24 protein-coding genes and 1 pseudogene are annotated in these 24,260 nt (G+C 70.7%); 13 read left to right on the plus strand and 12 right to left on the minus strand.

From position 1 onward, the window contains the following. Positions 1–19: 19 nt before the first annotated feature. Positions 20–853, minus strand: a complete 834-nt coding sequence (locus ACWEOZ_RS30100; RefSeq protein ID WP_451914031.1) for an LLM class F420-dependent oxidoreductase — start codon at positions 851–853, stop codon at positions 20–22. A gap of 125 nt (positions 854–978) precedes the next feature. Here ACWEOZ_RS30100 and ACWEOZ_RS30105 point away from each other — a divergent pair, with 125 nt between their 5' ends. Beyond that, a complete protein-coding gene (locus tag ACWEOZ_RS30105) occupies positions 979–2,100 on the plus strand; it encodes an MFS transporter (RefSeq protein WP_451914032.1) in 1,122 nt (373 codons plus the stop codon). Here the strand turns inward: ACWEOZ_RS30105 and ACWEOZ_RS30110 are convergent. Both ACWEOZ_RS30110 and ACWEOZ_RS30115 read right to left on the minus strand, forming a co-directional pair. Next, positions 2,021–3,208, minus strand: coding sequence for a hypothetical protein (locus tag ACWEOZ_RS30110; protein ID WP_451914033.1), 1,188 nt, complete (start codon positions 3,206–3,208; stop codon positions 2,021–2,023). The two genes, ACWEOZ_RS30105 and ACWEOZ_RS30110, sit on opposite strands and share 80 nt — an antisense overlap. Then, positions 3,201–4,319, minus strand: a complete 1,119-nt coding sequence (locus ACWEOZ_RS30115; protein ID WP_451914034.1) for a helix-turn-helix domain-containing protein — start codon at positions 4,317–4,319, stop codon at positions 3,201–3,203. The genes ACWEOZ_RS30110 and ACWEOZ_RS30115 overlap by 8 nt, the downstream gene beginning before the upstream one ends. A 381-nt stretch (positions 4,320–4,700) precedes the next feature. Here ACWEOZ_RS30115 and ACWEOZ_RS30120 point away from each other — a divergent pair, with 381 nt between their 5' ends. After that, complete coding sequence (locus ACWEOZ_RS30120) at positions 4,701–4,970, plus strand: hypothetical protein (protein WP_451914035.1); 270 nt, start codon at positions 4,701–4,703, stop codon at positions 4,968–4,970. A 61-nt stretch (positions 4,971–5,031) separates the two neighbouring features. On the opposite strand, the gene ACWEOZ_RS30125 is transcribed toward ACWEOZ_RS30120, so the two are convergent. Beyond that, positions 5,032–7,638: an MGH1-like glycoside hydrolase domain-containing protein gene (locus ACWEOZ_RS30125; protein WP_451914036.1), complete on the minus strand. Its 2,607-nt coding sequence runs from the start codon at positions 7,636–7,638 to the stop codon at positions 5,032–5,034. A gap of 120 nt (positions 7,639–7,758) precedes the next feature. Here ACWEOZ_RS30125 and ACWEOZ_RS30130 point away from each other — a divergent pair, with 120 nt between their 5' ends. The 3 genes from ACWEOZ_RS30130 (at position 7,759) to ACWEOZ_RS30140 (ending at position 9,872) form a co-directional block, all read left to right on the plus strand. After that, complete coding sequence (locus ACWEOZ_RS30130) at positions 7,759–8,541, plus strand: TSUP family transporter (protein WP_451914037.1); 783 nt, start codon at positions 7,759–7,761, stop codon at positions 8,539–8,541. 23 nt (positions 8,542–8,564) lie between these two features. Then, positions 8,565–9,059, plus strand: coding sequence for an NUDIX hydrolase (locus ACWEOZ_RS30135; protein ID WP_451914038.1), 495 nt, complete (start codon positions 8,565–8,567; stop codon positions 9,057–9,059). A 147-nt stretch (positions 9,060–9,206) separates the two neighbouring features. After that, positions 9,207–9,872, plus strand: a complete 666-nt coding sequence (locus ACWEOZ_RS30140; protein ID WP_451914039.1) for a hypothetical protein — start codon at positions 9,207–9,209, stop codon at positions 9,870–9,872. A gap of 10 nt (positions 9,873–9,882) precedes the next feature. On the opposite strand, the gene ACWEOZ_RS30145 is transcribed toward ACWEOZ_RS30140, so the two are convergent. Next, a complete protein-coding gene (locus ACWEOZ_RS30145; RefSeq protein WP_451914040.1) occupies positions 9,883–10,791 on the minus strand; it encodes a LysR family transcriptional regulator in 909 nt (302 codons plus the stop codon). Between the two features lie 74 nt (positions 10,792–10,865). On the opposite strand from ACWEOZ_RS30145, the gene ACWEOZ_RS30150 reads away from it, so the two are divergent. Continuing rightward, positions 10,866–11,480: a LysE family translocator gene (locus tag ACWEOZ_RS30150; protein WP_451914041.1), complete on the plus strand. Its 615-nt coding sequence runs from the start codon at positions 10,866–10,868 to the stop codon at positions 11,478–11,480. A 217-nt stretch (positions 11,481–11,697) separates the two neighbouring features. On the opposite strand, the gene ACWEOZ_RS30155 is transcribed toward ACWEOZ_RS30150, so the two are convergent. Both ACWEOZ_RS30155 and ACWEOZ_RS30160 read right to left on the minus strand, forming a co-directional pair. Next, positions 11,698–12,384 (minus strand): response regulator, encoded by a 687-nt coding sequence (locus ACWEOZ_RS30155; RefSeq protein WP_451914042.1) that lies wholly within the window; start codon positions 12,382–12,384, stop codon positions 11,698–11,700. Next, the gene (locus ACWEOZ_RS30160) at positions 12,381–13,697 is read right to left on the minus strand and encodes a sensor histidine kinase (RefSeq protein WP_451914043.1); all 1,317 of its coding nucleotides are present in this window, start codon (positions 13,695–13,697) and stop codon (positions 12,381–12,383) included. Before ACWEOZ_RS30160 ends, ACWEOZ_RS30155 begins: the two co-directional genes overlap by 4 nt. Before the next feature lie 204 nt (positions 13,698–13,901). Between ACWEOZ_RS30160 and ACWEOZ_RS30165 the strand changes: the two genes are divergently transcribed. The 3 genes from ACWEOZ_RS30165 to ACWEOZ_RS30175 all read left to right on the plus strand — a co-directional run bounded on the left by ACWEOZ_RS30165 (position 13,902) and on the right by ACWEOZ_RS30175 (position 16,137). After that, complete coding sequence (locus ACWEOZ_RS30165) at positions 13,902–14,366, plus strand: DUF1707 SHOCT-like domain-containing protein (RefSeq protein WP_451914044.1); 465 nt, start codon at positions 13,902–13,904, stop codon at positions 14,364–14,366. Positions 14,367–14,485: 119 nt separating this feature from the next. Beyond that, a complete protein-coding gene (locus tag ACWEOZ_RS30170; protein WP_451914045.1) occupies positions 14,486–15,310 on the plus strand; it encodes a metal-dependent hydrolase in 825 nt (274 codons plus the stop codon). Positions 15,311–15,315: 5 nt separating this feature from the next. Further along, the gene (locus ACWEOZ_RS30175; protein WP_451914046.1) at positions 15,316–16,137 is read left to right on the plus strand and encodes a hypothetical protein; all 822 of its coding nucleotides are present in this window, start codon (positions 15,316–15,318) and stop codon (positions 16,135–16,137) included. 34 nt (positions 16,138–16,171) lie between these two features. On the opposite strand, the gene ACWEOZ_RS30180 is transcribed toward ACWEOZ_RS30175, so the two are convergent. Next, positions 16,172–16,435, minus strand: coding sequence for an antibiotic biosynthesis monooxygenase (locus ACWEOZ_RS30180; protein ID WP_451914047.1), 264 nt, complete (start codon positions 16,433–16,435; stop codon positions 16,172–16,174). A gap of 208 nt (positions 16,436–16,643) precedes the next feature. On the opposite strand from ACWEOZ_RS30180, the gene ACWEOZ_RS30185 reads away from it, so the two are divergent. After that, positions 16,644–16,949 (plus strand): DUF7677 family protein, encoded by a 306-nt coding sequence (locus tag ACWEOZ_RS30185; protein WP_451914048.1) that lies wholly within the window; start codon positions 16,644–16,646, stop codon positions 16,947–16,949. A 97-nt stretch (positions 16,950–17,046) separates the two neighbouring features. On the opposite strand, the pseudogene ACWEOZ_RS30190 reads toward ACWEOZ_RS30185, so the two are convergent. Continuing rightward, positions 17,047–17,340 (minus strand): annotated as a pseudogene (locus ACWEOZ_RS30190) (GNAT family N-acetyltransferase); the annotation flags it as partial. 148 nt (positions 17,341–17,488) lie between these two features. Here ACWEOZ_RS30190 and ACWEOZ_RS30195 point away from each other — a divergent pair. Continuing rightward, positions 17,489–18,220, plus strand: a complete 732-nt coding sequence (locus ACWEOZ_RS30195) for a carbon-nitrogen hydrolase family protein (protein ID WP_451914049.1) — start codon at positions 17,489–17,491, stop codon at positions 18,218–18,220. 627 nt (positions 18,221–18,847) lie between these two features. Further along, a complete protein-coding gene (locus tag ACWEOZ_RS30200; protein ID WP_451914050.1) occupies positions 18,848–19,117 on the plus strand; it encodes a hypothetical protein in 270 nt (89 codons plus the stop codon). 603 nt (positions 19,118–19,720) lie between these two features. Here the strand turns inward: ACWEOZ_RS30200 and ACWEOZ_RS30205 are convergent. Further along, positions 19,721–20,698, minus strand: a complete 978-nt coding sequence (locus tag ACWEOZ_RS30205) for a tetratricopeptide repeat protein (RefSeq protein WP_451914051.1) — start codon at positions 20,696–20,698, stop codon at positions 19,721–19,723. A 331-nt stretch (positions 20,699–21,029) separates the two neighbouring features. Next, positions 21,030–21,572: a hypothetical protein gene (locus ACWEOZ_RS30210; protein ID WP_451914052.1), complete on the minus strand. Its 543-nt coding sequence runs from the start codon at positions 21,570–21,572 to the stop codon at positions 21,030–21,032. A 166-nt stretch (positions 21,573–21,738) separates the two neighbouring features. On the opposite strand from ACWEOZ_RS30210, the gene ACWEOZ_RS30215 reads away from it, so the two are divergent. Beyond that, positions 21,739–22,560, plus strand: coding sequence for a phosphotransferase family protein (locus ACWEOZ_RS30215; protein ID WP_451914053.1), 822 nt, complete (start codon positions 21,739–21,741; stop codon positions 22,558–22,560). A 1-nt stretch (position 22,561) separates the two neighbouring features. Here the strand turns inward: ACWEOZ_RS30215 and ACWEOZ_RS30220 are convergent, their stop codons facing one another. Then, positions 22,562–24,250, minus strand: coding sequence for a bifunctional 3'-5' exonuclease/DNA polymerase (locus ACWEOZ_RS30220; RefSeq protein WP_451914054.1), 1,689 nt, complete (start codon positions 24,248–24,250; stop codon positions 22,562–22,564). Positions 24,251–24,260 lie beyond the last annotated feature (10 nt).

Genomic DNA, 24,260 nt, shown 5'->3' on the forward strand with positions numbered 1-24,260 from the left:
CTGAGTGCGCGTACCTAACTCAGCGGCCGGTGAACTCAGCTATCGCCCGTTCCCACTTCTCCAGGCCGGCCTCGACCTCGTCGCGGGGCCCGGACGGCAGCCAGCTCGACGCCCGGTGCACACCCGCGCCGGCCAGCTGTTCCAGCGCCTTGGCCTCCGGCGGGACGCTCAGCACCTGGACCTGGATCGGCCGGTCGGCGCGGGCCTGCAGCTCGGCGATGCGGGCGAACAGGTCCTTGTCGTGCCACTGCGGGAACCAGCCGTCGGCCCAGGCGAGCACCCGGTCCAGCACGGTCGGGCCGCCCCCGCCGATCAGCACCGGGGGCCACGGCCGCTGGACCGGCTTGGGCCACGACCAGATCCGGTCGAAGGTCACGAACTCCCCGGCGTACGAGGCCTCGTCCTGCGTCCAGATCGCCTGCATCGCCTGGACGCGTTCGGTGAGCAGCGCCGTACGGGTCCGCGGGTCGGTGCCGTGGTTCTCCATCTCCTCACGGTTCCAGCCCGCGCCGACGCCGAACTCCAGCCGGCCGCCGGACAGGTGGTCGATGCTGGCGACCTCCTTGGCGGTGATGATGGGGTCGCGCTCGATGACCAGGCAGACGCCGCTGCCCACGCGCAGCCGGCTGGTCGCCTCGGCCGCCGCGGTCAGCGCCACGAACAGGTCGTACGTGTGCGTGTACTTGCGGGGCAGCTCGCGGCTGCCGTCACCCCACGGCGACAGCCGGCTCGCCGGGATGTGCGTGTGCTCGGCGAAGAACAACGCGTCCTGCCCGCGGTCCTCCACCAGCCGCGCGACCGCACCCGGGCCCAGTCCGTCATGAGTGGGGAAATAGCCGACGCCGAACTCCATGCCCGGGAGTCTAAGCGGACCGGGTCCGGCAGCTCCATCACCCAGCGCCCCTATCGGATCAGCAGGGAGTGACGGGCCCCGCTACAGTGATCGACGGGGGTAACTTCGTGCGGACGGCTCGGCAGGTGAGTCTCATCTTTGCCGTCAGCGGCGCGACCCAGGCGTCCTGGATGTCCCGGCTTCCCAGCGTTGTGGAGCAGACCGGCTCCGACTTCGTCCGGCTCGGCTTCGCGCTGGTGATGCTCGGCCTGGGGACCATGCTGGCGATGACCGTGACGGGGGCCGCGGCCACGCGCTGGGGCAGCCGGCGGGTGGTCACCCTGGGCTTCGGCCTGACCCTCGGGTGCCTGGTCGGGATCGCCCTGACCCGGTCCCCGGAGGTGCTCGCGGTCGTGCTGTTCGGGCTGGGCGTGGGCGGCGGCGTCTGGGACGCCGGAATGAACATGCAGGGCTACGCGGTGCAGAGCGAGCTCGGCAAGCACCTGATGAGCCGCTTCCACGGATGGTGGAGCGTCGGCAGCATGGCCGGAGCCGGGCTGGCCCTGGCCGCGGTGCACCTGTCCGTGCCGCTGTTCGCGCACATGGTCGTGGTGAGCGTGCTGGCCGCCGGGTTCTGCGGGCGCAGCCTGGCCTCGTTCAACCAGGACAAGCCCTCCGAGCCGGATCTCGCCCGGTCACCGGCGCCGGCCCGCCGGCCGGTCCGGCGGCTGGCCGCCATCGGCGTCCTGATCTTCTGCGGGGCGACGGTCGAGGGCGCGGCGGGCGACTGGCTCGCCGTCTTCCTCCACAAGGAACGAGGACTGTCGCAGAGCGGCGCCGCGCTCGCCTACGCCCTCTTCGTGACCGCGATGGCCGCGGGGCGCCTGGCGGCCGAACGCCCCCACCAGCATGTGGGCGCCACCGGCGTCGTCCGGACCGGGGCCCTGCTGGCCGGGGTGAGCATCGGCATCGTGGTGCTCAACGCCCCGGCGCCCTGGGGCTACGTGGGTGCCGTCGGGTGGGGGGTGGGGATCTGCTGGGTCTTCCCGGCGGCCCTGACCGCGGCGGGCGACGTGGGAACCGCCGCCACCGTCGCCCACATGACGGCCGTCGGCTACAGCGCGAGCATCTTCGGACCGCTGGCGATCGGCTGGCTGGCCCACGGGGCCGGCCTGGGATCGGCGCTCGTCACGCTACTGCCACTCGCTCTCGCGGTGAGCCTGCTGGCGTCGGTGCTGGCGGGCGCGACGCCCCGGCCCGACGGGTGATCTGCTGCAGACCGAACCGGGTCAGCGCGACGTCGACCGGCGTCATCCCGGCCGGCAGGCGCCGGATCGGCCGCATGCCGTTCATGAAGCCGCGCCAGCGCACCCGGTCCCGCTGCCAGGCGGCGAGATACTCGGTGCACTGGTCCGCCTTGATGAACTGCAAGCGGCCCCGCGCCGCGGTCAGCGACTCGAGGATCTGCTTGCCCTGGAGCTCGCTGGGATCGAGGCGCTCCTGGATGCTCATGATGAGTTCCAGCCGCGTGGTGAGGTACCCCGACCAGTAACCGGGACCGGCGTCGCCGATCTTGAGCCCGTCGTCGAACAGCGCGAACAGGCCCTCGGCCAGGACGTCGCCGAACTCCTCCCGGCGGGCGCGATCGGGATCAGCGAACGGGTCGTACGGCTTCTGCAGCGCCGTACCGATCTGCCCGACCGGGCGCAGCATCGTGTCGCCGAGCAGGAAGAACCAGTCCTCGTTGTAGATCTCGGGAAAGAACGAGTCCATCCGGTCGGCCGGGACGACCAGGGCCCCGCCACCGATGAACGTGCTCTGCGGCGCCCCGGTCACCCGGTTGGCGTGGCACACCACCGAGTTGTCGGGGAACCCGCCGATGTGCAGACCGACGCCGTCGCGGCCGGGCAGCGCGCCGGCGGCCCGCTCCAGGTCGGCCGCCTCGGGCACGGTGATGTCGTCGTCCAGGAAGACCACGTTCTTCCAGCCGAGCACCCGCGCCAGCACCAGTCCCAGATTGCGCTTCGCGCTCGTGTCCGTCCGCCGCTGCAGCCGGGACCCGCCGAGAACGGTCGAGGTCTCCAGCCCGGGCAACCGCGGCACGCCCGCCGCGGGGAAGTCGACGGCGATGACCCGGTCCACGCCGCGGCCGGTGAGATACCGGAAGACCTTCTCCGCCTCCGAGTGCTTGCTCGACAGCACGAGCAGGGTGCAGTCCAGCTCGACGGCGAGGCGCCCGGCTTCGCTGAGCATGCCGGCCGCCCGGGCGCTCGGGACGATGATGGCGTCGACGGGTGCGCGGCGGACGCCCGGGGCCGACGGCTGGATCAGATTCCGATGGCTCGCGTGGTGGATCCGGCGGTGCGCGTCACCCATTGACCGTCGGCCGCTCGTGCAGGCGGTTCTCGGCCAGCGTCCAGTCCGGGGTCACCACGTCTCCGTTCGGGTTGATCCGGACTCGCATCAGAATGCTGACCTCGGACGAGTCGGGGAAGGCCTTGCGGACGTACTCCTCGTTGCGGTCGCGGAACTTCGCGTCGGTCAACGACCGGACGGCCCCGTACGTTCCGCGTCCGTACATGCCGTTACATAGTGTCACGGTGCGGAGGGCGTTATAAGGATTTTTCCCTCGATAGAAGTGCGCCACGTCCTCGACCAGGCTCCCGTCGGCCTCGTCCAGGACCGGCTCGAAGGTCGCGCCGTCCACGGTCGAGAAGTAGCCGGAGTCCTCGTCGTTCGGCCGCATCTGCTGCCGGACCGGCAGATCGAGGCGGCGGGTGATGTCCCGGTTGACCGGGTTCCAGTCGACCCCGCCGATCAGGACCAGGTGTTTGGTGAAGTCGTCCTCGTCCATCTCCTCGGACCGGCGGATGCGGACGTCGACGGCCGGGTTCACCGCGCGGATGTGGCCGTGCAACTCCAGCAACGCGTCCAGGTCGGCCAGGATGTACGACCGTACGTAGTCGGGGTCGTGGGGGTCGGTGAACGGCATGCGGTCGCGGATCCGCTTCGGCAGGCTGCCGGGCACGATGACGACCGGTCGCTGATCCGGGAAGAACCAGGTGCCGCCGCCGATCGTGTCGACCGGGGCGGACAGGGCGAGGCGCCGGGCGGACAGGGCCGGCGACTCGTCGACCAGCTGCGGCTCCTCCGGGAAGCGCAGGCTCAGCAGCTCGGCGTACAGCTCGTTGCGTTCGGCTCGCTCCTCGTCGCTGAGCTCGCGCTCGCTGAGCAGTCGCGCCGGATCGGACGCCACACTGCGCCGGCTGGCGAAGAAGGTGGCGTATCCCGCCAGGCGATTGGCCGGGGGCAGCACCGGTTTGCGGGTCGATTCCCAGGACGAGATCAGCGACAGGCTCAGCGCGGTCCCGCCGCCCAGCGCCTCGGCGATCTGCTGCTGCGTGACCTTGACACCCGGCCAGTGCCGCTCCCGCAGCGCACGCAGGCGCCGGGCAAGACGGGCATCGGGCGACACTGCCGGCTGCATGTCATTTTCCTTCACTGAACTTCAAGCAAGTGCGACGAAGTTTAGGACGAACGCGGCTGGAAGGCCAGAACGTTAGCTCAAGCAGCCAGATGGCGCTCAAGGACGCGCGTGAACGTGACTGAATCGAGATATCAGCATTGTTCGGCCCCTGAAGGGCGCCTACCATAAGTTCATCGAAGTTCCCTGAAGTGAACTGCAGGGAGATCAGTGATGGCCACAGAGCCCCGCCGACGAAGACGCACCCCGCTCCCGCGTTCTCCACCGCGCCCCGCTCGATCCGTCCGATCTGGACCCGGAAACGCGAATCGCCCCCGGATGCGACCCGGAGGCGACTCAGATGCAAAGCCTGACGTCCGTGGTGAAGACGAGAAGAGACCTGCAATGACCAACTTACCGCTCCTCAGCCTCCTGACCCAGCCCCTGGCCAGCACAGATCACGAGCCGGCGGCCCAGGCGGTGCTGGCCCTCCGCGGCGTTCTGCTGGCGCTGGGTGTGTCCCTGTGCCTGGCAGCTGTCCACCTGGTGCAGCACATCCTGGCCAGCCGGATGCCGCTGAGGCGACTGGCGGCCTCCTTCGTCATCGCGACGACGGCGGCGGCACTCGCCACGGTTGCCTGGAGGATCTACCCGGCCGTGATCTCCGCCCTCTGATCCGGGGACACCCTCCGCCCGGGCGGTGCGGCCGCCGGGCGGAGTGGTGTGTCCGCCGGGCTCAGCGATGCAAGGTCAGGATGAGATCCACGACCAGGGCCGTCCAGCCGGTCTGGTGCCAAGCGCCCAGGCCGGCGCCGTTGTCGCCGTGGAAGTACTCGGGGAAGGCGATCAGGTCCTTCCAGTCCGGGTGGTTCTGGAAGACCTCGGACGCGCCGTAGATCGGGCGCCGGCCCCACGAGTCCGGGACGAACAGCGACACCAGCCGCCGGGACAGGTCGTCGGCGACCGCACTCAGCGGCATCTTGGTCTGCGAGCCGGTCGGGTACTCCACCATCAGGTCGTCGCCGAAGAACGCCGCGAACTCCCGCAGCGCCTCGATCAGCAGGTAGTTGACCGGCATCCAGACCGGGCCGCGCCAGTTGGAGTTGCCGCCGAACAGGCCGCTGGTGCTCTCGGCCGGCTCGTAGCCGACGGTGAACTCCGAGCCGCCCAGGTGGACCGTGAACGGCTTCTCCAGGTGGGCCCGGGAGAGCGTTCTGAGCCCGTACGGGGAGAGGAACTCCTCCGGGTCGAGCATCCGGGCCAGGATCCGCAGCAGCTGGTCCTGGCCCACCATGGACAGCAGCCGCTGCTGGCGGCCGTCGGCCGACAGCCGGCGCGCGCTGATCACGTCGGCGTACTCGGCCTGCCCGGCCAGCAGCCAGCGCAGCCGTGCGGCCAGCTCGGGCAGCCGGTTGAGGGTGCCGGCGGACAGCCGGGTGGTCGCCGCCAGCGGCAGCAGCCCGACGATGGACCGGGCCTTGAGCGGCATCCGGTGCCCGTCGGGCAGACGCAGCACGTCGTAGAAGAAGCAGTCCTCGTCGTCCCACAGCCCCTGCCGGTACGCCGCCTCGGCGATGTACGCGAAGTGCTCGAAGAACTTGGTGGCCATGTCCTCGTAGGTGCGGTCGTGCAGCGCCAGCCGGATCGACATGTCGAGCATGTTGAGCGCGTACATGGCCATCCAGCCGGTGCCGTCGGACTGCTCCAGCACCCCGGCCACGGGCAGCGCCGCGGACCGGTCGAACGGGCCCACGTTGTCCAGCCCGAGGAAGCCGCCCTCGAAGACGTTGTTGCCGCCGACGTCCTTGCGGTTGACCCACCAGGTGAAGTTCAGCAGCAGCTTGTGCATGACCCGGGCCAGGAAGTCGAAGTCCCGCCCACCGTCGATCTCGAAGACGTTGAGCGCGGCCCAGGCGTGCACCGGCGGGTTGACGTCACCGAAGGCCCACTCGTACGCGGGGATCTGGCCGTTGGGGTGCATGTACCACTCGCGCAGCAACAGCAGCAGCTGCGACTTGGCGAAGCCCGGATCGACCCGGGCGATCGAGACACAGTGGAAGGCCAGGTCCCAGGCCGCGTACCAGGGGTACTCCCAGGGGTCGGGCATGGAGATGACGTCGAAGCTGTTCATGTGCCACCAGGCGTTGTTGCGCCCGTAGCGCCGGCCGGGCGGCGGTGGCGCCGAGCCGGGATCGCCGTGCAGCCACTGCTTGACGTCGAAGTGGTAGAACTGCTTGCCCCACATCAGCCCGGCGATGCCCTGCCGGGCCACGGCGGCTTCCTCGGCCGAGGCCGCGGCCGGGATGAGCTCGGCGAAGTAGGCGTCCGCCTCGGCCAGCCGGTCCCGAACCACGGCCGCGTAGCCATCGCCGAGGTCGGGCGCCCCGGGCCCGTCGTCGGTGCGGGTGAGCCGCAGCCGGATCTCGCGGGTCTGCCCCGGGCCCAGCGTCACCTCGTAGTGCAGCGCGCCCTTGGTGCCCACGCCGGCCGGGTTGACCGTCGGGGCGCCGGCGACGAGGTGGTCGTTGATGCCGTCCTTGGGGTACATGCTCGTGCCGGGCAGGCCCCAGAGCCGCTGCGCGTTCGTCTCGTTGTCGCACATCAGCGCGGGCGGCGCGTCCTCGCCGTCCAGGGTGATGTGCCCGAGGGTGCGGTGCTCGCCGTCGAGGCGCCCGGGGCTGCCGGTGATCACCGGGACCGGCCGGTTGGGCAGGCCCCACGACCACGTGTTGCGGAACCACAGCGACGGCAGCACGTGCAGCGTGGCCTCGTCCGGGCCGCGGTTCGACACGGTCACGACGATGCACATGTCGTGCACGTCGGCCTTGGCGTAGTCGACCGTCACGACCCAGAACCGGTCGTCGTCGAAGACGCCGGTGTCGATCAGCTCGTACTCCGGCTCCTCCCGGGAACGGTGGCCGTTGACGCGGACCAGTTCGTCGTACGGGAAGGGGGCCTGGGGGTAGTGATAGCGCCAGCGCATCCACGAGTGGGTCGGCGTGGAGTCCTGGTACCACCAGTACTCCTTGGCGTCCTCGCCGTGGTTGCCGCCGTCGCCGCCGAGGCCGAACATCCGTTCCTTGAGGATCGGGTCGGCGCCGTTCCACAGGGCCAGGGCGAAACAGAACGTCTGCCGGTCGTCGCAGACGCCGGCCATGCCGTCGTCGTTCCACCGGTACGCCCGGGAGCGCGCGTGGTCGTGCGGGAAGTAGTCCCAGGCGGTGCCGTGCTCGCTGTAGTCCTCCCGGACCGTGCCCCAGGCCCGTTCGGCGAGATAGGGCCCCCACGCACGCCAGGGCCGCTCGCCGGAGTCCGCCTGCGCCAGGCGCTCGCGCTCCGCCACGCCGCCGCCCACCCCCTTCGTCCGGACCTCGCTGCATTGTTACCGGCAGGTGTTACGAACACTAACGGAGGCCGTGCCCGAAGATCGTCCGGCTTAACAATGGCCCGGCACACTGGCCCGATGACCTCGGTGTTCGCCGTCGCCGCCGGATTCGTGATCGCGTTGGTGACCACCCCGGTCGGCGTCTCCGGCGCGGTGTTCCTGCTGCCGGTGCAGCTCAGCGTGCTGGACGTGCCCAACCCGGCGGTGACGCCGACAAACCTGCTGTTCAACGTCGTGTCCGGGCCGGGTGCGCTGCTGCGCTACCGGCGCCGGGGCAGCCTGGCCAGCCCGCTGACCAGGCTGCTGCTGCTCGGCACGCTGCCCGGTGTGACGGCCGGGGCGGTCCTGCGGGTCTTCGCGGTGCCCGGCCCGGGAGTGTTCCGGGTGATCGTCGCCGTGCTGCTGCTGCCGCTCGGCGTGTGGCTCTGCCTGCGCGAACCACCACCACCGCCGGAACGGCCGGTGACCGGACGACCACCGCAGCGGGGCGTCGTCGCGCTGGCCCTCGGCGTCGGGGTGGTCGGTGGCGTCTACGGCATCGGCGGCGGGTCGATCCTGGGCCCGATCCTGGTCGGCCGCGGCCTGCCGGTGGCGGTCGTCGCGCCCGCGGCACTGGCCTCGACCTTCGTCACGTCGGTGGCCGGCGCCGCCGCCTTCGCCGTGCTGGGCTGGGCCGGACCGGGCGACATCGCCCCGGACTGGGGCATCGGCCTGCTCTGCGGGGCGGGCGGCCTGGTCGGCGGGTACGTCGGCGCGCACCTGCAACCGCGCCTGCCGGAACGCGGGCTGCGGCTGGTCCTCGGCGGGCTGGCGGTCGCGGTGGCGGTCCTCTACGCCGGCCAGGTCGCGCTCGGGCGCTGACCGGCCGTCGTTAAGGTCGGCCCATGCCTGCCTCCGACTACGTCAAGAAGCTGCGCGCCCGGGTCGGCCACGACCTGATCATGTTCCCGACGGTCAGCGCGATCATCCTCAACGACCGCGGCGAGATCCTGCTCGGGCAGCGCAGCGACAACCACCAGTGGTCGGTGATCGCCGGGATGATGGACCCCGGTGAGCAGCCCGCGGACGCGCTGGTCCGCGAGGTCGAGGAGGAGACCGGCATCCAGGTCGAGATCGAACGCCTGGCCGGGGTGGCCCTGCACGAGGTGGTCTACGGCAACGGCGACCGCTGCCACATGGTCAACACCTGGTTCCGCTGCCGGGCGGTGGCCGGCGAGGCCCGGGTCAACGACTCCGAGTCGATCGCAGTCGGCTGGTTCGCCCCGGACGCGCTGCCCGAGCTGAACCCGTTCGCCCTGGTCCGGATCCGCACGTCGCTGCCGGAGAACGCGCCGGCCTGGTTCGCCGGGCCCGGCGAGAACGCGGTCCCCGGTTACTGACCGGTACCTATATGATCGCCGCTTGCATGCCGGTACACGGGGAGGCGACCCATGGATGAAACGCGCACCGCACCTGATCAGCCGGCATTTCCGCCGCAGCCACAGCCACAGCGCTCGCTCCGGCGCGTCTGGGGGACGGTCACCGCTGTGGTGCTGGTGCTGGGCTGTCTGGGCGGGGCCGGCTTCCTGGGTGTGCACGCGATGCGGTCGACCACACCGCCGGTCACGAAGGGCCTGAGCTTCCCGGGCGCGCCGGCCGCGCCGGGCGCGACCCCGGACACGGAGGCCGACACGGCCACCGGCCCGCGGGCCAGCACCTATCCGGTACGCACGGCCGACGACCTCAAGCGGGTCTGCGAGCAGTGGTACTACCCGAAGTCGCCGAAGGTGAAGTCGTCGGGCACCCAGCCGGTCAGCATCTTCGCCCAGGACAGCAAGGACTTCGACACCAAGCACGAGGCCACCCTGTTCGACATCCCGAACTGGTACACGAAGCCGAAGCAGCAGGCGTGGGACCCGTCGTCCCCGGGCAAGGTGCGCCTGGTGGCCTGCGTGGACCTGGTGCAGACCGGCAAGAAGATCAAGAGCTGCAAGTACGACGACCCCAAGGGCCTCAAGATCCCGCTGCGCGAGGCCAAGTACCGGCTGGCCCTGTACGAGGTGGCGACGGGCAAGAAGGTGATCGAGAAGACGCTGTCGGGCGAGGACGAGGAATGCCCGTTCATGGTGCTGCTCGGCGCCGATCGGAACGTCTACAGCCAGGTCGGCGACCGCCAGTACTACGAACTGCTGAAGAAGTACGTCGAGAAGTAGGCGGCCGCACTCACTCGTCCGCGTCGCCTCTGGCCGCGACATCCTGCAGCAGCCGCAGAAACACCGCGACCAGCGGCGTGACGGTGGCGTCGGTCATCGTGACGACCTGCAGGTCGCGGTGCGGCACGGGAGGACGCAGGGCCCGATGGGCGGTGCCCGGTGCGTGGGCGAGCGCCAGCCGGGACACCAGGGCGACGCCGATGCCGGTGCCCACGAGTGCCTGGGCGACGTCGTACGACGCGGTCTGGAAGCGGATCCGCGGCACGAAGCCGGCGGCCGCGGTGACCCGGTCGAACTGGGCCCGGGCGGCGTGACCGGCCAGGATGGTCACCCAGGCCTCGTCGCGCAGCTGCGCCAGGCCGACGGGGGAAGCCCCGGCCAGCGCGGGATGGTCGTCGGGCAGCACGACGACCATCGGGTCGCGCAGCAACGGATGGAGGGTGACCCGCTCCGGCGGCGTGAGCGGGGTGTCCCAGGAGGCGATGACCGCCACGTCGAGGCGGCCGGCGACAACCTCGTCGATGCCCACGTCGGACGTGATGTCGGTGACGGTCAGGTCGGCGTCCGGGTAGCGGTGGCGCAGGGCGGTGAGCGCCGGTGGCAGCAGGTGCAGAGCGGCGGCCTGGAAAGCGCCGATCCGCAGCCGAAGGGAGAGACGCCCGAGCAGCCCGTCGAGCCCGGAAGCGGCGCGCCGCGTCTCCTCGTCGATGACCCGTCCATGCTGGGCCAGCAGGGCGCCGGCGGCAGTGAGGGCGGCGCCCCGCGGCCCACGATGCACCAGGGTCGTCCCCAGCTCCCGCTCCGCCTTGGCCAGCTGCTGCGTGACCGCCGCGGGCGTGCGACCCAGCGCCTGCGCTGCCCCAGCCATCGAACCGAAGCGGTCGATGAGCGCGAGCAGCTGCAGCTGGGCCGGCTCCATGCGTGAAGAATAGCTAACGCTACCTGCCGAATCGCAGCCTTCACTTCACACTCGGATGCCCGCACGCTGGTCCCATGCCCACTCACCTGGCTGCTTTCATCGGCACAACCTGGCTGCTCGCCATGCTCCCCGGCGCCGGACAGGCCCTCATGGTCCGCCAGACCCTGACCGGCGGACTCCGCGCAGCATGGGCAGGCATCGCGGGCACGGCGACCGGGCTGCTGATCTGGACGACCGCAGCCGCCGCCGGCCTGTCGGCGATCATCCTGGCCAACCCCGGCGCGTACGCAACAATCCGCGCGGCCGGTGGTGCGGTGCTCGCCATCCTCGGCGTGAACACCCTGCTGTCCCTGCGCAAGCCCCCGCCCACAGCCGGAGCGCCGCAGCGGCCGGTCCGGTGGGGCAGCTACCTCGCCGGGCTGGCGACCAACCTCGGCAACCCCAAGGCCGGTGTCTTCGCTATCTCGCTGCTCCCCCAGTTCGTGACGGCGGACGGGCCGGTGCTGCTGTCGAGCCTCGCCCTCGGTGGCTTGTGGGCGGTGGTCACGGCCTGCTGGTACGTGGTGTTCACCTGGGCGGTGAACCGGGGACGGTCGTTCGCGTCCCGGCCGGCGGTGCATCGCCGGGTGCAGGTGGTCACCGGCGGGGTGCTGGTCCTGCTCGGAGTGGCGGTCGCCGCCGGCGTCTGACACCACCTCCGGGCGAAGCCCACCCGCCGAGCGCCACCCGGTCGCGCCTCACCCCGCCGCGCCTTACCCCGTCGCACCGCGCGCCGTCGCACCGCACCTCGCCGCACCGCACCGCACCCCAACCGCACCCGCCGCGCCCGCTCGGCCGCAGCTCGCCCAATCGCGACCGCCCAACCACAACCGCCTAACCACACCGCCCAGCCGCGACCGCGCGGTCTCAGGCCAACCAGCCCGGCCGGATCAGCCCCGCCTCGTAGGCCTGCACCACCACCTGCGCCCGGTCCCGCGCCCCCAGCTTCACCATCGTGCGGCTGACGTGCGTCTTGGCCGTCGCCGGGCTGATCAGCAGACGGGCCGCGATCTCGTCGTTGGACAGCCCCTCGCCGACCAGGACCATCACCTCGCGTTCCCGGTCGGTGAGCTGCTCCAGCGCGCGTTCGGCCTCCTCGGGCGGCCCCGACGGACGACCGCGCCCGCCCGGGGTGGCGAATTCGCCGATGACCCGCCGGGTGACGCTCGGCGACAGCAGGGCGTCGCCGGCCGCGACCGCCCGGACCGCGCGGAGCAGCTCGACCGGTTCAGTGTCTTTGACCAGGAAGCCCGATGCGCCGGTGCGCAACGCCTCGAAGACGTACTCGTCCAGCTCGAACGTGGTCAGGATGACCACCCGGGTGCCGGCCAGGGCCGGGTCCGCGGCGATGCGGCGGGTCGCCTCCAGGCCGTCCACCCCTGGCATCCGGATGTCCATGAGCACCACGTCCGGGCGGGTCTCGGCGGCCAGCCGGGCCGCCTCCAGCCCGTCGCCCGCCTCGGCGACCACCTCGATGTCCGGCTCGGCGTTCAGCAGGGCCCGGAATCCGGCCCGCACCAGGGCCTGGTCGTCGGCCAGCAGCACCGTGATCATGCAGGCTCCCTTGTCGGGGTGGTGGGCAGAACCGCGGAGACCAGGTAACCGCCGTCGGGCAACGGGCCCGCTTCGAGGGAGCCGCCCAGGCTGGCGGCCCGGGCCCGCATCCCGGCGATGCCGCTGCCGCCGTCGTCGGTCTCCGGTGCCGCGTCGAGGTCCGGTCGAGGGGCCGGTCTGCCGGCATCGTTGCGGATCGTCAGGCGCAGCTCGTCCGGGCCGTAGGTGACGGAGACGGTGGCCGCGGTGCCGGTCGCCGCGTGCCGGCGTACGTTCGTCAGGGCTTCCTGGACGATCCGGTACGCCGCGCGGTCCACCTCCGCCGGCAGGTCCCGCCGCTCCCCCACGGTCTCGGTCGTCACCGGCAGGCCGGCGTCCGCCGTGAGGTCGGTGAGGCGGTCCAGGCCGAGCGCGGGCTGGCGGGGTGCGGCCTCCTCCTCGGGGCGCAGCACGCCGAGCACGGCGCGAACCTCCCGCAGCGCCTCCGCACTCGCGGTCTTGATCGCGGTCAGCGCCTCGCGGGCCTGCTCCGGCCGGTTGTCCATCAGGTGCAGGCCCACCCCGGCCTGCACATTGATCAGCGACAGGTGATGGCCGAGCACGTCGTGCAGCTCGCGGGCGATGCGCAACCGCTCGTCGGCGGCCTGGCGGCGTTCCTGCTCCTCGCGGGCGCGGGCCCGCTCGGCGTTGACCTTCGACATCTCGGCGAGGTACGCCGCACGGGCCCCGGCGGCACTGCCGAGCCACGCGGTCAGGGCCAGCCCGAAGCCGGTGAACACGGCGTCGCGCGCGGTCGGACGGGCGGCAGCCGCGATCCCGAGCGGATCGGCGCAGACCACCATGACGACGAGGTAGGCCAGGTAGCCGCCGGCCACGGCGATCAGCGCGGAGCGGCGGTGGCCGGTGCGCACCGCGGTGAACAAGGCGATGACCGGCGCGACAGCGTACGTCCAGGACGGGACGGCGAGGACGGCGTACCCGAGCGAGGCCGCGCCGGCGACCGCTAGCACCACGACCGGCGCGCGTCCCCGCCAGGCCAGGGCCAGGGGGCCGGCCAGCAGCAGGGCGCAGGCGATGACGTCCCACGGGTGAGCCAGGTGGGCGGCGTGCGTCCAGTTGCCGAAGATGTGGAAGCAGAGAGCGGTGATGACCGCACCACGCCAGTGCCCGTGCCGTGACCGGCGACGTGCGTAACCGGGCCAGTCCGCCGAGCGGCTGCGGCGGCGCCACTCCTCCCACTCCGCCTTGCGGGCAGCAGCAGACGGTCTCCCCCGGAGGGAAGACGGCTGGTCGCGTACGCCCGGGTCTGGCACGTTCTCGAACCTACGGCACCGCGGCTGGGCCGGGCATCCGCACGAAGAACGACGGTCTCGTGCGCCTCAGGTACTACAGCCGGCCGTCGCGTACTCCTGAGGGCGTATGGCGGTGGGCGTACCGGATGCTCCGCCGGGCCGACGCGGCCCGGCGCCGGATCCGCCACCCTGGAAGTCAGTCCCGCCACGTTTCAGGAGGTCACCGTGTATCCCAGCGATCCCACCCGGTCCGGTCCGAATCGGCTCCGCACCTCCGACACCGAGCGCGAGCAGGTGGCCGAGATCCTGCGGGCCGCGATGACCGAGGGCCGGCTCACCCTCGAGGAGGGCGAGGAAAGGCTCGGTCAGGTGTACGCGGCCAAGTACCGCGACGAGCTTGCCCCGCTGACCGCCGACCTGCCCCACAACGGCCGCCGCGCACTGGCCGCCACGCCGGAGGCGCAGGCCGCGACACGCCGGGGCGTACGCCGCCACGCCGGCTTCGTCGCGATGCTGGCCCTCTTCCTGACCGGCCTCTGGGCGCTCTCCGGAGCACACTTCTTCTGGCCCGCGATCCCGCTGGTGTTCCTGGTCATGGGCCTGATGCGGCACGCGCGGTACGGTCGCTACCGGGCCGAGTACGCCTACCGCCACCACGTCGCACCGTGGAACGCACCGACCTACAGGTGATCGTAACCACTCCACAATAGACGTGGCGGTCGTTGCCCGCCCTTCCCCGCTCTGCGACAGTGGCCAGGTTTACCCCCGGCCATGTCGCGCCGGGGTCACGGGGAGGGGTGGGCACGACCATGATGGGTCCGTCGCACGCGCTGTCGGGCGCGGCCGTCTGGCTGGCCGGCAGCTGGGCCTTGGATCACTTCGCGGGGTACGCCCAGTCGCCGCTCGCGATCGCGGTCGGCACCACGGTCTGCGCGGGTGGCGCCCTGCTGCCCGACCTGGACCTGTCCGGCAAGGTGACCCGCAACCAGGGCGGCGCTACCGTGGCCCGCACGTTCGGCGTGTTCTCGCTGTTCGTGGCCGAGGTCATCGAGAAGATCTCGCTCGGCATCTACACGGCGACGAAGCTGAGCAAGGACCCGCGCCGCAACAACGGTCACCGCACATTCACCCACACGCTGCCGTTCGCGGCGCTGGTCGGCTGGGGCACGACGGCACTGTGCGCGGGCTCCGGCAAGTGGGCGGTCGTGGCGGTGGTGTTCTTCATGGCCGGCCTGGCCCTGCGCGGGCTGTTCGACGAGTGGGCCGAACGCGCCGGCTGGGTGATCGTGACCCTGGCCTCGGGCGTCATCGCGTGGTTCACGGCGGCGAACCTGCCCGGCGACCGCGGCTATCCGATGCTGGGCTTCGCGGTCGGCGTGGGCTGCGTCGTGCACCTGCTGGGCGACATGATCACCAAGAACGGCGTACCGATCCTGTGGCCCATCCCGATGGGCCGCCGCATGTGGCGCATGATCGGGGTCCCGAACGGCATAGCGATCAAGGTCGGCGGTCGTGGCGAGGTGCTGGTGCTGCGCACTTTGTTCACGCTGATCGCCATCCTGTCGGTCTGCGGCATGTTCGCCCCGCACGTGCTGCAACGCCTGGACCTCGACGCCTGGGCCGACGGCGGCTGAGCGACGTGCGGGCCGTCGAGAGCTTCGTCGCCGGCAAGGCCGGCGATCCCCAGCTCTGCGAGGACGCCGTCATCGTGACGGAGGGTCACGCGGCGATCGTGGACGGCGCCACAGACATAACCGGCCAGGGGTACGGCGTGCCGGCCGTCACCGGGGGCCGATGGGCGATGGCGGCCTGCGTCTCGGCCATCACCGCTCTCCCCGAGGACGCCGACGTGGAGTCGGCCACTGTCCGCCTGACCTCGACACTGGCCGAGCGGATCGACCCGGAGCTGCCGCCGCACCTGCGCCCGAGCGCGTCGGTGACCATCTACTCGCGGCAGCGCAGGCAGGTGTGGCAGCTCGGAGACGTCGGCTTCTCCTACGCCGGGATGCCGGCGGCGGTAGGGCAGCCGCGGAAGCCGCTCGACCGGATCGCCGCCGAGTTCCGGGCGGCGGTGATCGCGGCCGAGATCGCCGGCGTCGGGACCGGAGCGCTGGATCTGACTGTCACCGATCCGGGCCGGCTCGCGGCCCGGGCGCTGATATCCCGCCAAGGCGCGCTGCGCAACACCACCGGTCCCTACGGCTTCGCGGCGATCGACGGCCGTCCGGTGCCGCCCTCACTCATCGTCGTGCACGACGTGCCCCGGCACGTCGAAGAGCTGGTGCTGGCCAGCGACGGCTATCCGGTGATCCTGCCGACGCTGGCGGAGACCGAGGCGCGGCTGGCCGAGCTGCTGGCGGAGGACCCGCACTGCATCGGCCCGCTGTGCGGGACCAAGGGCGTCATGGCCGGCCAGACCAGCTTCGACGACCGCTCCTACCTACGCCTCCGCCTCTCCTGACGGGACATCCGCTCAGCGAGAGATCAACTTCAGGTCACTCGACCAGGTAGAGGAAGGTGGGCGGCTCCGCCCCGGCACGCTTCCGGATCGCAACGACCTCAGGTGACTCGAAGAAAGCCCGCGCCTCGGCGACCGTCGTCCACTGCGCGAGGTGCACGATCAAATGAGGGTCGTCGTCGGCGTGCAGCACCTCGAAGCCGAGCTCGCCACCCGCGGCGCGAAGGTCGGCGGCCGCGTCGAAGGCTGCGCGCCAGCGGTCGACATCAGCAACGCGATGGATGACCACGACACGCGTCATGCACGTCCCTTTCTGAACTCGGCCCAGCCCCCCGATCTTGGTGGAGCCACGGGAGCAGCGCACGATCGGCGGATGTCACCCTGACTGGCTGAAAGTGGCCCGGTCAAACGCTACCGGACGTCATTGCGGTGCCCAGCCCCGCGCACAGTCAGCGGCATGACAGTGCGCTGCCGACTCCGGGGGAAGCGGCTCAAGGGATGATCACAGCGTGGCACAACTACCCGAGAATGTCCGGTCAGCGCTTCGCTTCTTCGCCTTCTACCTGGCCGAAGGCACGCTCGTCATGGACCTGCTGGAGGACATCGACTATCGCTCCGTCTTCCTGACGTACGGCTCGGGCCTGGAGCAGGTATTCGCTGTCTTCGCCAATGTTCTGGACGTCGACGAGTCGGGTCTGGTGACCAACTACCCCGACGCGGAGTATCGCGCCGCCCAGTGGATCCGAAGCGCCTGCGACAGCAACTACGAGGTGAGTCCTCCGTTCGCTGATTGGGAGCTCGAATTGCCGCTGTAAACGGCGCCCATGGCTGGGGACCCGCCTCGCCGGCCGCGTTTCGTTCGGCCCCTACCTGCTGCCAGCTGCGCAGAAGCCCTTCCCGTTGATACCCGTACGCTTCCGCGGCTCGCCACGATCCTTCGTTCCATGGCTCCACGAACAATTCCAGCCGCTGGATGTCCTCCAGCGAGCTGGCCCAAGCCGTGAGAATCCGTAGCGCAGTGCTGACGTATCCGCGGCGTCGGTACTCAGGTGCGATCCAATAGCCGGTGGACGCTCGCCCGGTGGAGACGTTGCCGGTCCAGAGGCCGATGCTGCCCACGGCGACATCAGTTTCGGCGTCGGCGATCGCGAAAGAGTCGGTGAGCTTGCTGCTCCGATGAAGCCGTCCGCAACCGGGATGTGCCACCTCATCGCGGCTCCGTGCGGGCCTGACCGTTGTCGTCAGCGTCGCCGCCGAGCGGTTTCGCCGTACCCGTACACGCCGCCGGCTGACTCATATGCGACCCGCGGCTGAGCCTGCACACGGGCGCTTCTGCGGCCGATAGGTTCGCTTGATGCTGATCGGTGCGTGCCAGACGCCGGAGATTCTCGGTGATGTGGACGCGGCGGTGCGCGTCGTTTGTGACTTCGCCGGGCAGGCGGACGCGGCAGACGTCGATCTGCTGCTGTTCCCGGAGTGCTTCCTGCAGGGCTATCTGGTCACCGACCAGCATGTGCAGACCCATTCGCTGGAGGTGGAGTCCTCCGAGTTCGCCGCGGTCCTGGCGCGGCTGGCCGCAGTGCGCCAGTTGCTGGTCCTGGGCATCATCGAACGACGCAACCACGAGTACTACAACACGGCAGTCGTCATCACAGGCGGACACGTCCTGGGCAGCTACCGCAAAATGTTTCTGACCAGCGGCGAAGCGGTGTTCACGCCGGGCGACGACTATCCGGTCTTCGATTGCGGCGGCGTGCGCTTCGGCATCAACATCTGCTACGACACCCAGTTCCGGCAAGCCGCGGCCGCAGTCGCCGCGGCCGGGGCGCAAATGCTGCTCGTGCCGGCGCAGAACATGATGCCCCGGGACAAGGCACTGTGGTGGCAGCACCGCCACAACGACATCCGGGCTCAGCGTGTCCACGAAACGGGCATGTGGCTGGCATCGGCCGACGTCACCGGCGAGCGGGACAACACCCGAGTGGCCCTCGGCCCGACCTGCATCATCGATCCAGCCGGCCACGTGGTCGCTCACGTCCCGCCCGGAGCCACCGGCATGGCGATCGCCGAAATTCGCCAGCCGTAGCCCTACACAAGGATCGCGGCATGCGAGGGAATCTTGCTGAGTCGCTTCACTACAACCCAGCCATGGTTGCGCAACGGAACGTCCTCTACGAGAAAAGGCTCTATGCCGCGGAAGCGGCCCAGCATTGGGCCCGGCGAGGACTTTGGTCAGGTGCCACCATCGAGGCCTTGACCAGCTGGCGGACGATATCCCGGCGGCCCTCCACCCGAATACTTCTCCCGTGCTGCTGTGGCCGACACCCACGAGCCGTCCTCGAAGAGGTACTCGACGGGAGCTCACCACCTCCGCAGCACGAGCACTGACGAAGCTCATCGACGAGCTCGACAGCGAGTTCCACCGACGTACCCTCCCTGACCCACACTTGTGCTCCACCCTGCCGTGGTGGGATCGGCGACGCCCGTTGTAGGCGACAGCAATCCCGACGTGCGTGAACGGGTAGGCGTCAGTGGGCCGGGCTTTGATCGCGCCTCATAGGGACAGGCCAGTGCGTCGACCACTCGGAGAACTGGCGTGCGATGGGGCGGCCCTGCAACTATCGTCCGGCGGCGGACGGAGTACTCGATGCCTGTGGCCATCTATCGTGCCTGAGAGTTGACAGTGGAAGCCTCATTAGCGCGAGAGAATCGCGTGGTCCTCGATGTCGTCCAAGCCGCCCTCGGCCTGATCTCCCGTGAAATGCGGGCCATCTCGGTTCGCGCGGAGCCGGACCGGGTCATTCTCTACGTCGCCGTTCATGAGCGCAGTGCACAGGTCGAGGAAGCCGTCGATGACTTGGTATTCGAGCTGCACGCCCTCCAAGACAAGCTCATCGACATCGAGGCATCAATCCACGTCGGCGAGCCGGGCGCCCGCTGGCCGGGACACCTCGGCCGGCGCGTCTACCTGGCGAAGGATTAGTCGGCCGGAGCGCACTACGCCGCATGGATCGCGGCAGATCCCTGGCGAATGCCTGCCACATCACCCGCTCAGCCGCCGACCGGGCGCCCAGACGCCCAGTCTGAGCGGGTTGGTCTTCGGGCACGGACCCAAGGCCTTCGGTCACGCAGCTGACTCCCCTTGGTCAGCCGTTGTCACCGTCGTTCGCCGCCGAGGGCAGCGAACAGCGTCGGCAGTGAGTGGTGCAGCTCCTTTCCCATTGCGGTACGTGCGAGGGCGAACGCGCGCATTCGGCGTAGCCCCAAGCGATGAAGAGACGGCACAGATCGGCGCACTAACATCGGCAGGACAATGCGCTGGCCCGCCGCTGTGTTGCCTTCGCCTGCCTCGTGGTCGCCGGCCTGACCACGGTCCACACGCGATGATCCCGGCGCTGGACGACCTGCTGTGGTTCGCGTCGGATCTGCCCGGCGTGAGGAACCGGGCCTCCGCTCTGGTCGATCTGGTGGCGCGGCTCCCGACCGTACGGCTCGACACGGTCCTGGCCAGGCCGCAACAGTTGGCGCCGTTCCTGCAGCCCGCTCAGCTGGACCGGCTGGTCACCGTCGGGTTACGCGGAATGCGTCAGTCGCGGGCCTGGAGCTGGCGGGCTGCCGCTATCCGGTCGGACGGTAGCTGCTCGGCGCCCAGAGCATGGTCGATGAGTCCGTTCCGATAGCCCGCATGCGGGACCTGCGGTGCCAGCTCCAGCAGGAGGTCCAGGTCGGTGACCGAGCCTGTGGCCCGGGTCCGGTACGCCGCGCCGGCCGCCCGCAGCGTGATCTCCTGCGGCTCGTGCTCGAGGGCCTGGCCGACCAGACCGGCGGCCGCGGCGAAGTCACCGCGCTCCGCCTGCAGATCAGCCAGATCGAGATAGAGCGACCAGTTGCCCGGCTCGAGCCGCAGCGCCCGCTCGAAAGCAGCCACTGTCTGCCCCCGGTCGCCGAGAACGCGCCAGGTCCCCGCGCGGACGACCTCGGTGAGCATCACCCGCGCCACCGAGTCCGCGCGGTCACACAGGGCCAACGACTCATCCGTACGCCCACACAAGCGCAACAGGATCGCCATGCGCGCCATCGCTTCCGGCTCGGGCTCCCGGTCACAGACCAGGTTGATGGCCCGCAGCCACGGCCGCAGATGCCCGCGAACCACGTCGTTGTTGAGGTCGGCGCCGTAATCGGTGATGTTCAGGCAGGCATCGGAGAGGCCGGCCGCCGTGACCGCTGCGAGGAAGCGCTCATCGCCGAACCAGGGCGCCGACGCCCAAGGAACGCCGGGACGATAGCCGATCACCGAGCCCAGCCGCCCGGCCGCAGCATCCATGTCGCCGTCAAGGAAACGCACGTAGGCATCAAGCACGAACTGCCAGAGATCGCTGGGCGCCGCGACGGCCGCCGCCACTTCGCCAGGAAACTCCCGACGCAGTTCGCCGAGAAACTCGTACGGCTCGGGGTCGCTGGGGTCGTCCGCGATCGCCCCAGCGGAATACTTCACCGCCTCGGCCGGCGAGCCACCGCAATGCGCCAGAACCCGCGCGAGGGCCAGCGATCCGGACTTCGACACGAAACGGCACACTACCCGATCGAAGCCGGGTTCACCCCTGCCGAGAAAGTAATCGACTGGACGGTGGTCTGCATGCAGCAGCTGACACGTGCGGCCGGCGGCAGACGAGCACGCCGGTGACGAGGCGAAGGATTATTCACGCATGGGCGTAGAACGGATCTCGGAGTCCTTCGTGGTCGAGACGGAGTTCCGCTGGCTTCCCATGAAGCGCAGCAACGTCTAGCGATAGTCAGACCAGCCTCGGCGCTCCTGGCCCTGAGCGGCGGCGAGCATTGCCCGGAAAATTCTCGTCCGGTGCCTTCGCCGGTACCGATGAGGATTGCTGGGCCGGTCAGCTCCACCTGAAGTCTTCGGAGTCGTTCTGCCCGCCCGACACGGTGCAAGAAATCATGGTGGGCAGGTGGCGGTAACCTTCGGTATCGCTCCGATAGAGGCATCTGTCGGTGCCGATGTTCTTGAGCCGGTTCATGCCGTTGAGAGTGTTGACGTAGGGCAGCCACAACTGCTTGCCCGGCATCGCCGGGTCGCACAGCTCGACGTAGACAGTCTCGTTGAACTGGTTGTTCGGAGCGGACAGACACCAAAGGCCACGGGGGTCCCAGCGGTGGTTCACGATCCGATAGATGTTGTTGCCTCCGGCGTACTCGAAACGCCACTGGGCGTTTCCGCCGTACACCGCGCAGGGGCTCCTCGGGGCGAAGTATGCGTTGACGGTCGCGGCCCCGTTCCCGTCGAACGCCTGGTAAAGGCAGACGAGGCTGTTCGCGTGCATGATCGTCACCGGCGGGGCGGCGGCCACCGCCGGCGACGCCGCCACAGCACTGCCGGTGATCAGCAGCGCGAACGCAGCAGCGAAACTCAGTAATCTACGCATCCCGCTTCTCCCCCGAATATCGGCAACCCCCGAATAGGTTGCCTGCACTCCCAGGACAGCGAACCTTCGAAGTTTCGGCCAGAGTTGTGACGGTCACACGACATAGGGAACGTCGCGGGGTCGAAATACGGCTGCTGCTCCGGCAACGTCGCGTTACGGTGCTCCGATGCAGGCGGACGCGGCCCATCGGGCAACCCAGGCAGCCCTGTCAGCCGCCGCATCGCTCGGCCTGACCGCCCACCACACCGTCGTGCTGCACAACTCCAACGCACTCACCCTGCGCCTTCAGCCCTGCGACGTGCTGGCCCGGGTCGCTCCGGCAGCACACCAGTCCGCCCAGTTCGAAGTGGACGTCGCTCAGCGACTGTTCGAGCTCGGCAGCCCGGTGGCCGCCCTGGAGACGCCCGAGGTCTTCGTCCGGGGCGACTTTGTGGTCACCCTGTGGACCTACTACGAACCGGTGACCACGCAAGCGATCCCGCCCGCGGACTACGCCGGCGCGCTCGAGCGGCTGCATGCCGGGATGCGGCGGGTCGATCTGGCCGCCCCGCACTTCACGGATCGGATCGCCGAGGCCTGGACGCTCGTGGCCGACCATGACCGGACGCCGAAGCTCATCGACGCGGACCGGGCCTTTCTCGCCGGCACGTTGGACCGGCTGCGCCGGGCGGTCAGCGACAGCGGCCGGCCCGAACAGCTCCTGCACGGCGAACCTCACCCGGGCAATCTGCTCCCGACCGCGCTCGGCCCGCTCTTCATCGATTTTGAGACGTGCTGCCGTGGACCGGTCGAGTTCGACCTGGCCCACGCACCCGGCGAGGTCGCGGACTTCTATCCGGGGGTCGACCACGACCTGCTCCGCGACTGCCGGGCCGTCATGCTGGCGATGATCACTGCGTGGCGCTGGGATCGCGACGACCAGTTTCCCGACGGCCGGCGGCTCGGCGTCGAGTGGCTGAGTGACCTCCGCGAGGCGACGGCGCGCTAGGTCAGGCGTCCGCGTAGCACTCGACGATCGACACGTCGAGCGGGAACCGCACCTCGATGCCCCCGAACAGCAGCTCCCCCGCCTGGGCCGCGCTCGCCCGCACCGCCTCCGCCACCTGCTCCGTCTCCTCGACCGGGCAATGGACCCCCACCTCGTCGTGCACGAACAGCACCAGCTCCGCTCGCAGCCCCTCCAACGCCGTGCGCAGCGTCGCCAGCAGCACCAGCGCCCATTCGGCCGCCGTTGCCTGGATCACGAAGTTGCGGGTGAAGCGGCCTCGCGCCCGCCCCGATGCCCCGCCCTGCGGCTCCGCCGACCCGGACTCCTCCGGCGGCTCCAGGCCTGCGTCGCGCCAGGCCGTGGAGGCCGGCGGACAGGTGCGGCCCAGCCAGGAGCGGACCAGCCCGCCCGCCTCGCCCGTGCGGGCCGCGGCCTCCACGTAATCGAAGGCCGTGGGGTAGCTCTGCCTCAGCACCGCCAGGGCCGGGATCGCCGCGCCGCCGGTCTGGCCGTACATCGCGCCCAGCAGAGCCACCTTGGCCTTGGCCCGGTCGCCGGCGAACGAGTCGGCCGCCAGCGCCGCGTAGAGGTCTCCGGCGGCGCCGGCGCGGGCCAGCCGGGAGTCGCCGGACACCGCCGCCAGCACGCGCGGCTCCAGCTGGCCCGCGTCGGCGACCACGAAGCGCCAGCCGGGGTCGGCGACCACCGCCCGGCGGACCACCTTGGGCACCTGGAGGGCGCCGCCGCCGCGGGTGGCCCAGCGGCCCGACACCACGCCGCCCGGGACGTACTCGGGGCGGAAGCGGCCTTCGCTGATCCAGGCGTCGCGCCAGGCCCAGCCGTGGGCCGTCCAGATGCGGTAGAGCTCCTTGTATTCGAGCAGGGGTTTCACCGCCGGGTGCTCGACCTGGCGCAGCACCCAGGCCCGGGTGTTGGGCACCTCGATGCCGGCCCGGGCGAACGCGCGCAGCACCTCGGCCGGGGAGTCCGGGTGCAGGCCGTGCACGCCGAAGGCCGCGTTGATCTCGGCGGTCAGCTCGGCCAGCCGGCGGGGCGGGCCGACCGGCTGCGGGGCGCCGAGCAGGTCGCGCAGCAGCTGGTCGTGGAGGTCCGCGCGCCACGGCAGGCCGGCGTGGCCCATCTCGGCGCCGACCAGCGCCCCGGCGGACTCGGCCGCCACCAGCAGGGTGAAACGGCCGGGTTGACCGGTCGCGGCGATCCGGGCGTGCTGGTCCGCGTACACCCTGGTCAGGGCCTCGAGGGTCACGGAGCCGGCGGCGGCCGACGGCCCGGACATGGCTTCGAAGAGGGCGCCCTGGGCGAAGCCCGGTGGTTGCGGGAGGCGCGGTGGCGGGTCGGCCGGCACCGGCGCGCCGGTCAGCCGGGCCCAGGCCGCCGCCAGCGCCCGCGGCTCACCCCAGCGGCCCGCGTGGCCGAGCAGCAGCGCCTCGGTCAGCTCGACGTCGTGGCAGCGGCGCACCCGCACGCCGGCGCGCAGCAGCGTCGGATAGCAGTCGGTGGTGGCCGCCCACAGCCAGCGGGGGTGCTCGGCGGCCTCGCGGGCGGCGATGGCGGCCGGCAGGTCGGCGACCCGCCGCGGCTCACCGGCCGGGCTGCCGTCGGGGTGCAGCTGCTGCCAGCGGCCGGAACCGTGCCAGCTCCCGTCGTCGGACACCACAGCCACCAGCACGGACCCATTC

This window comes from Actinoplanes sp. NPDC004185 (assembly GCF_053603475.1).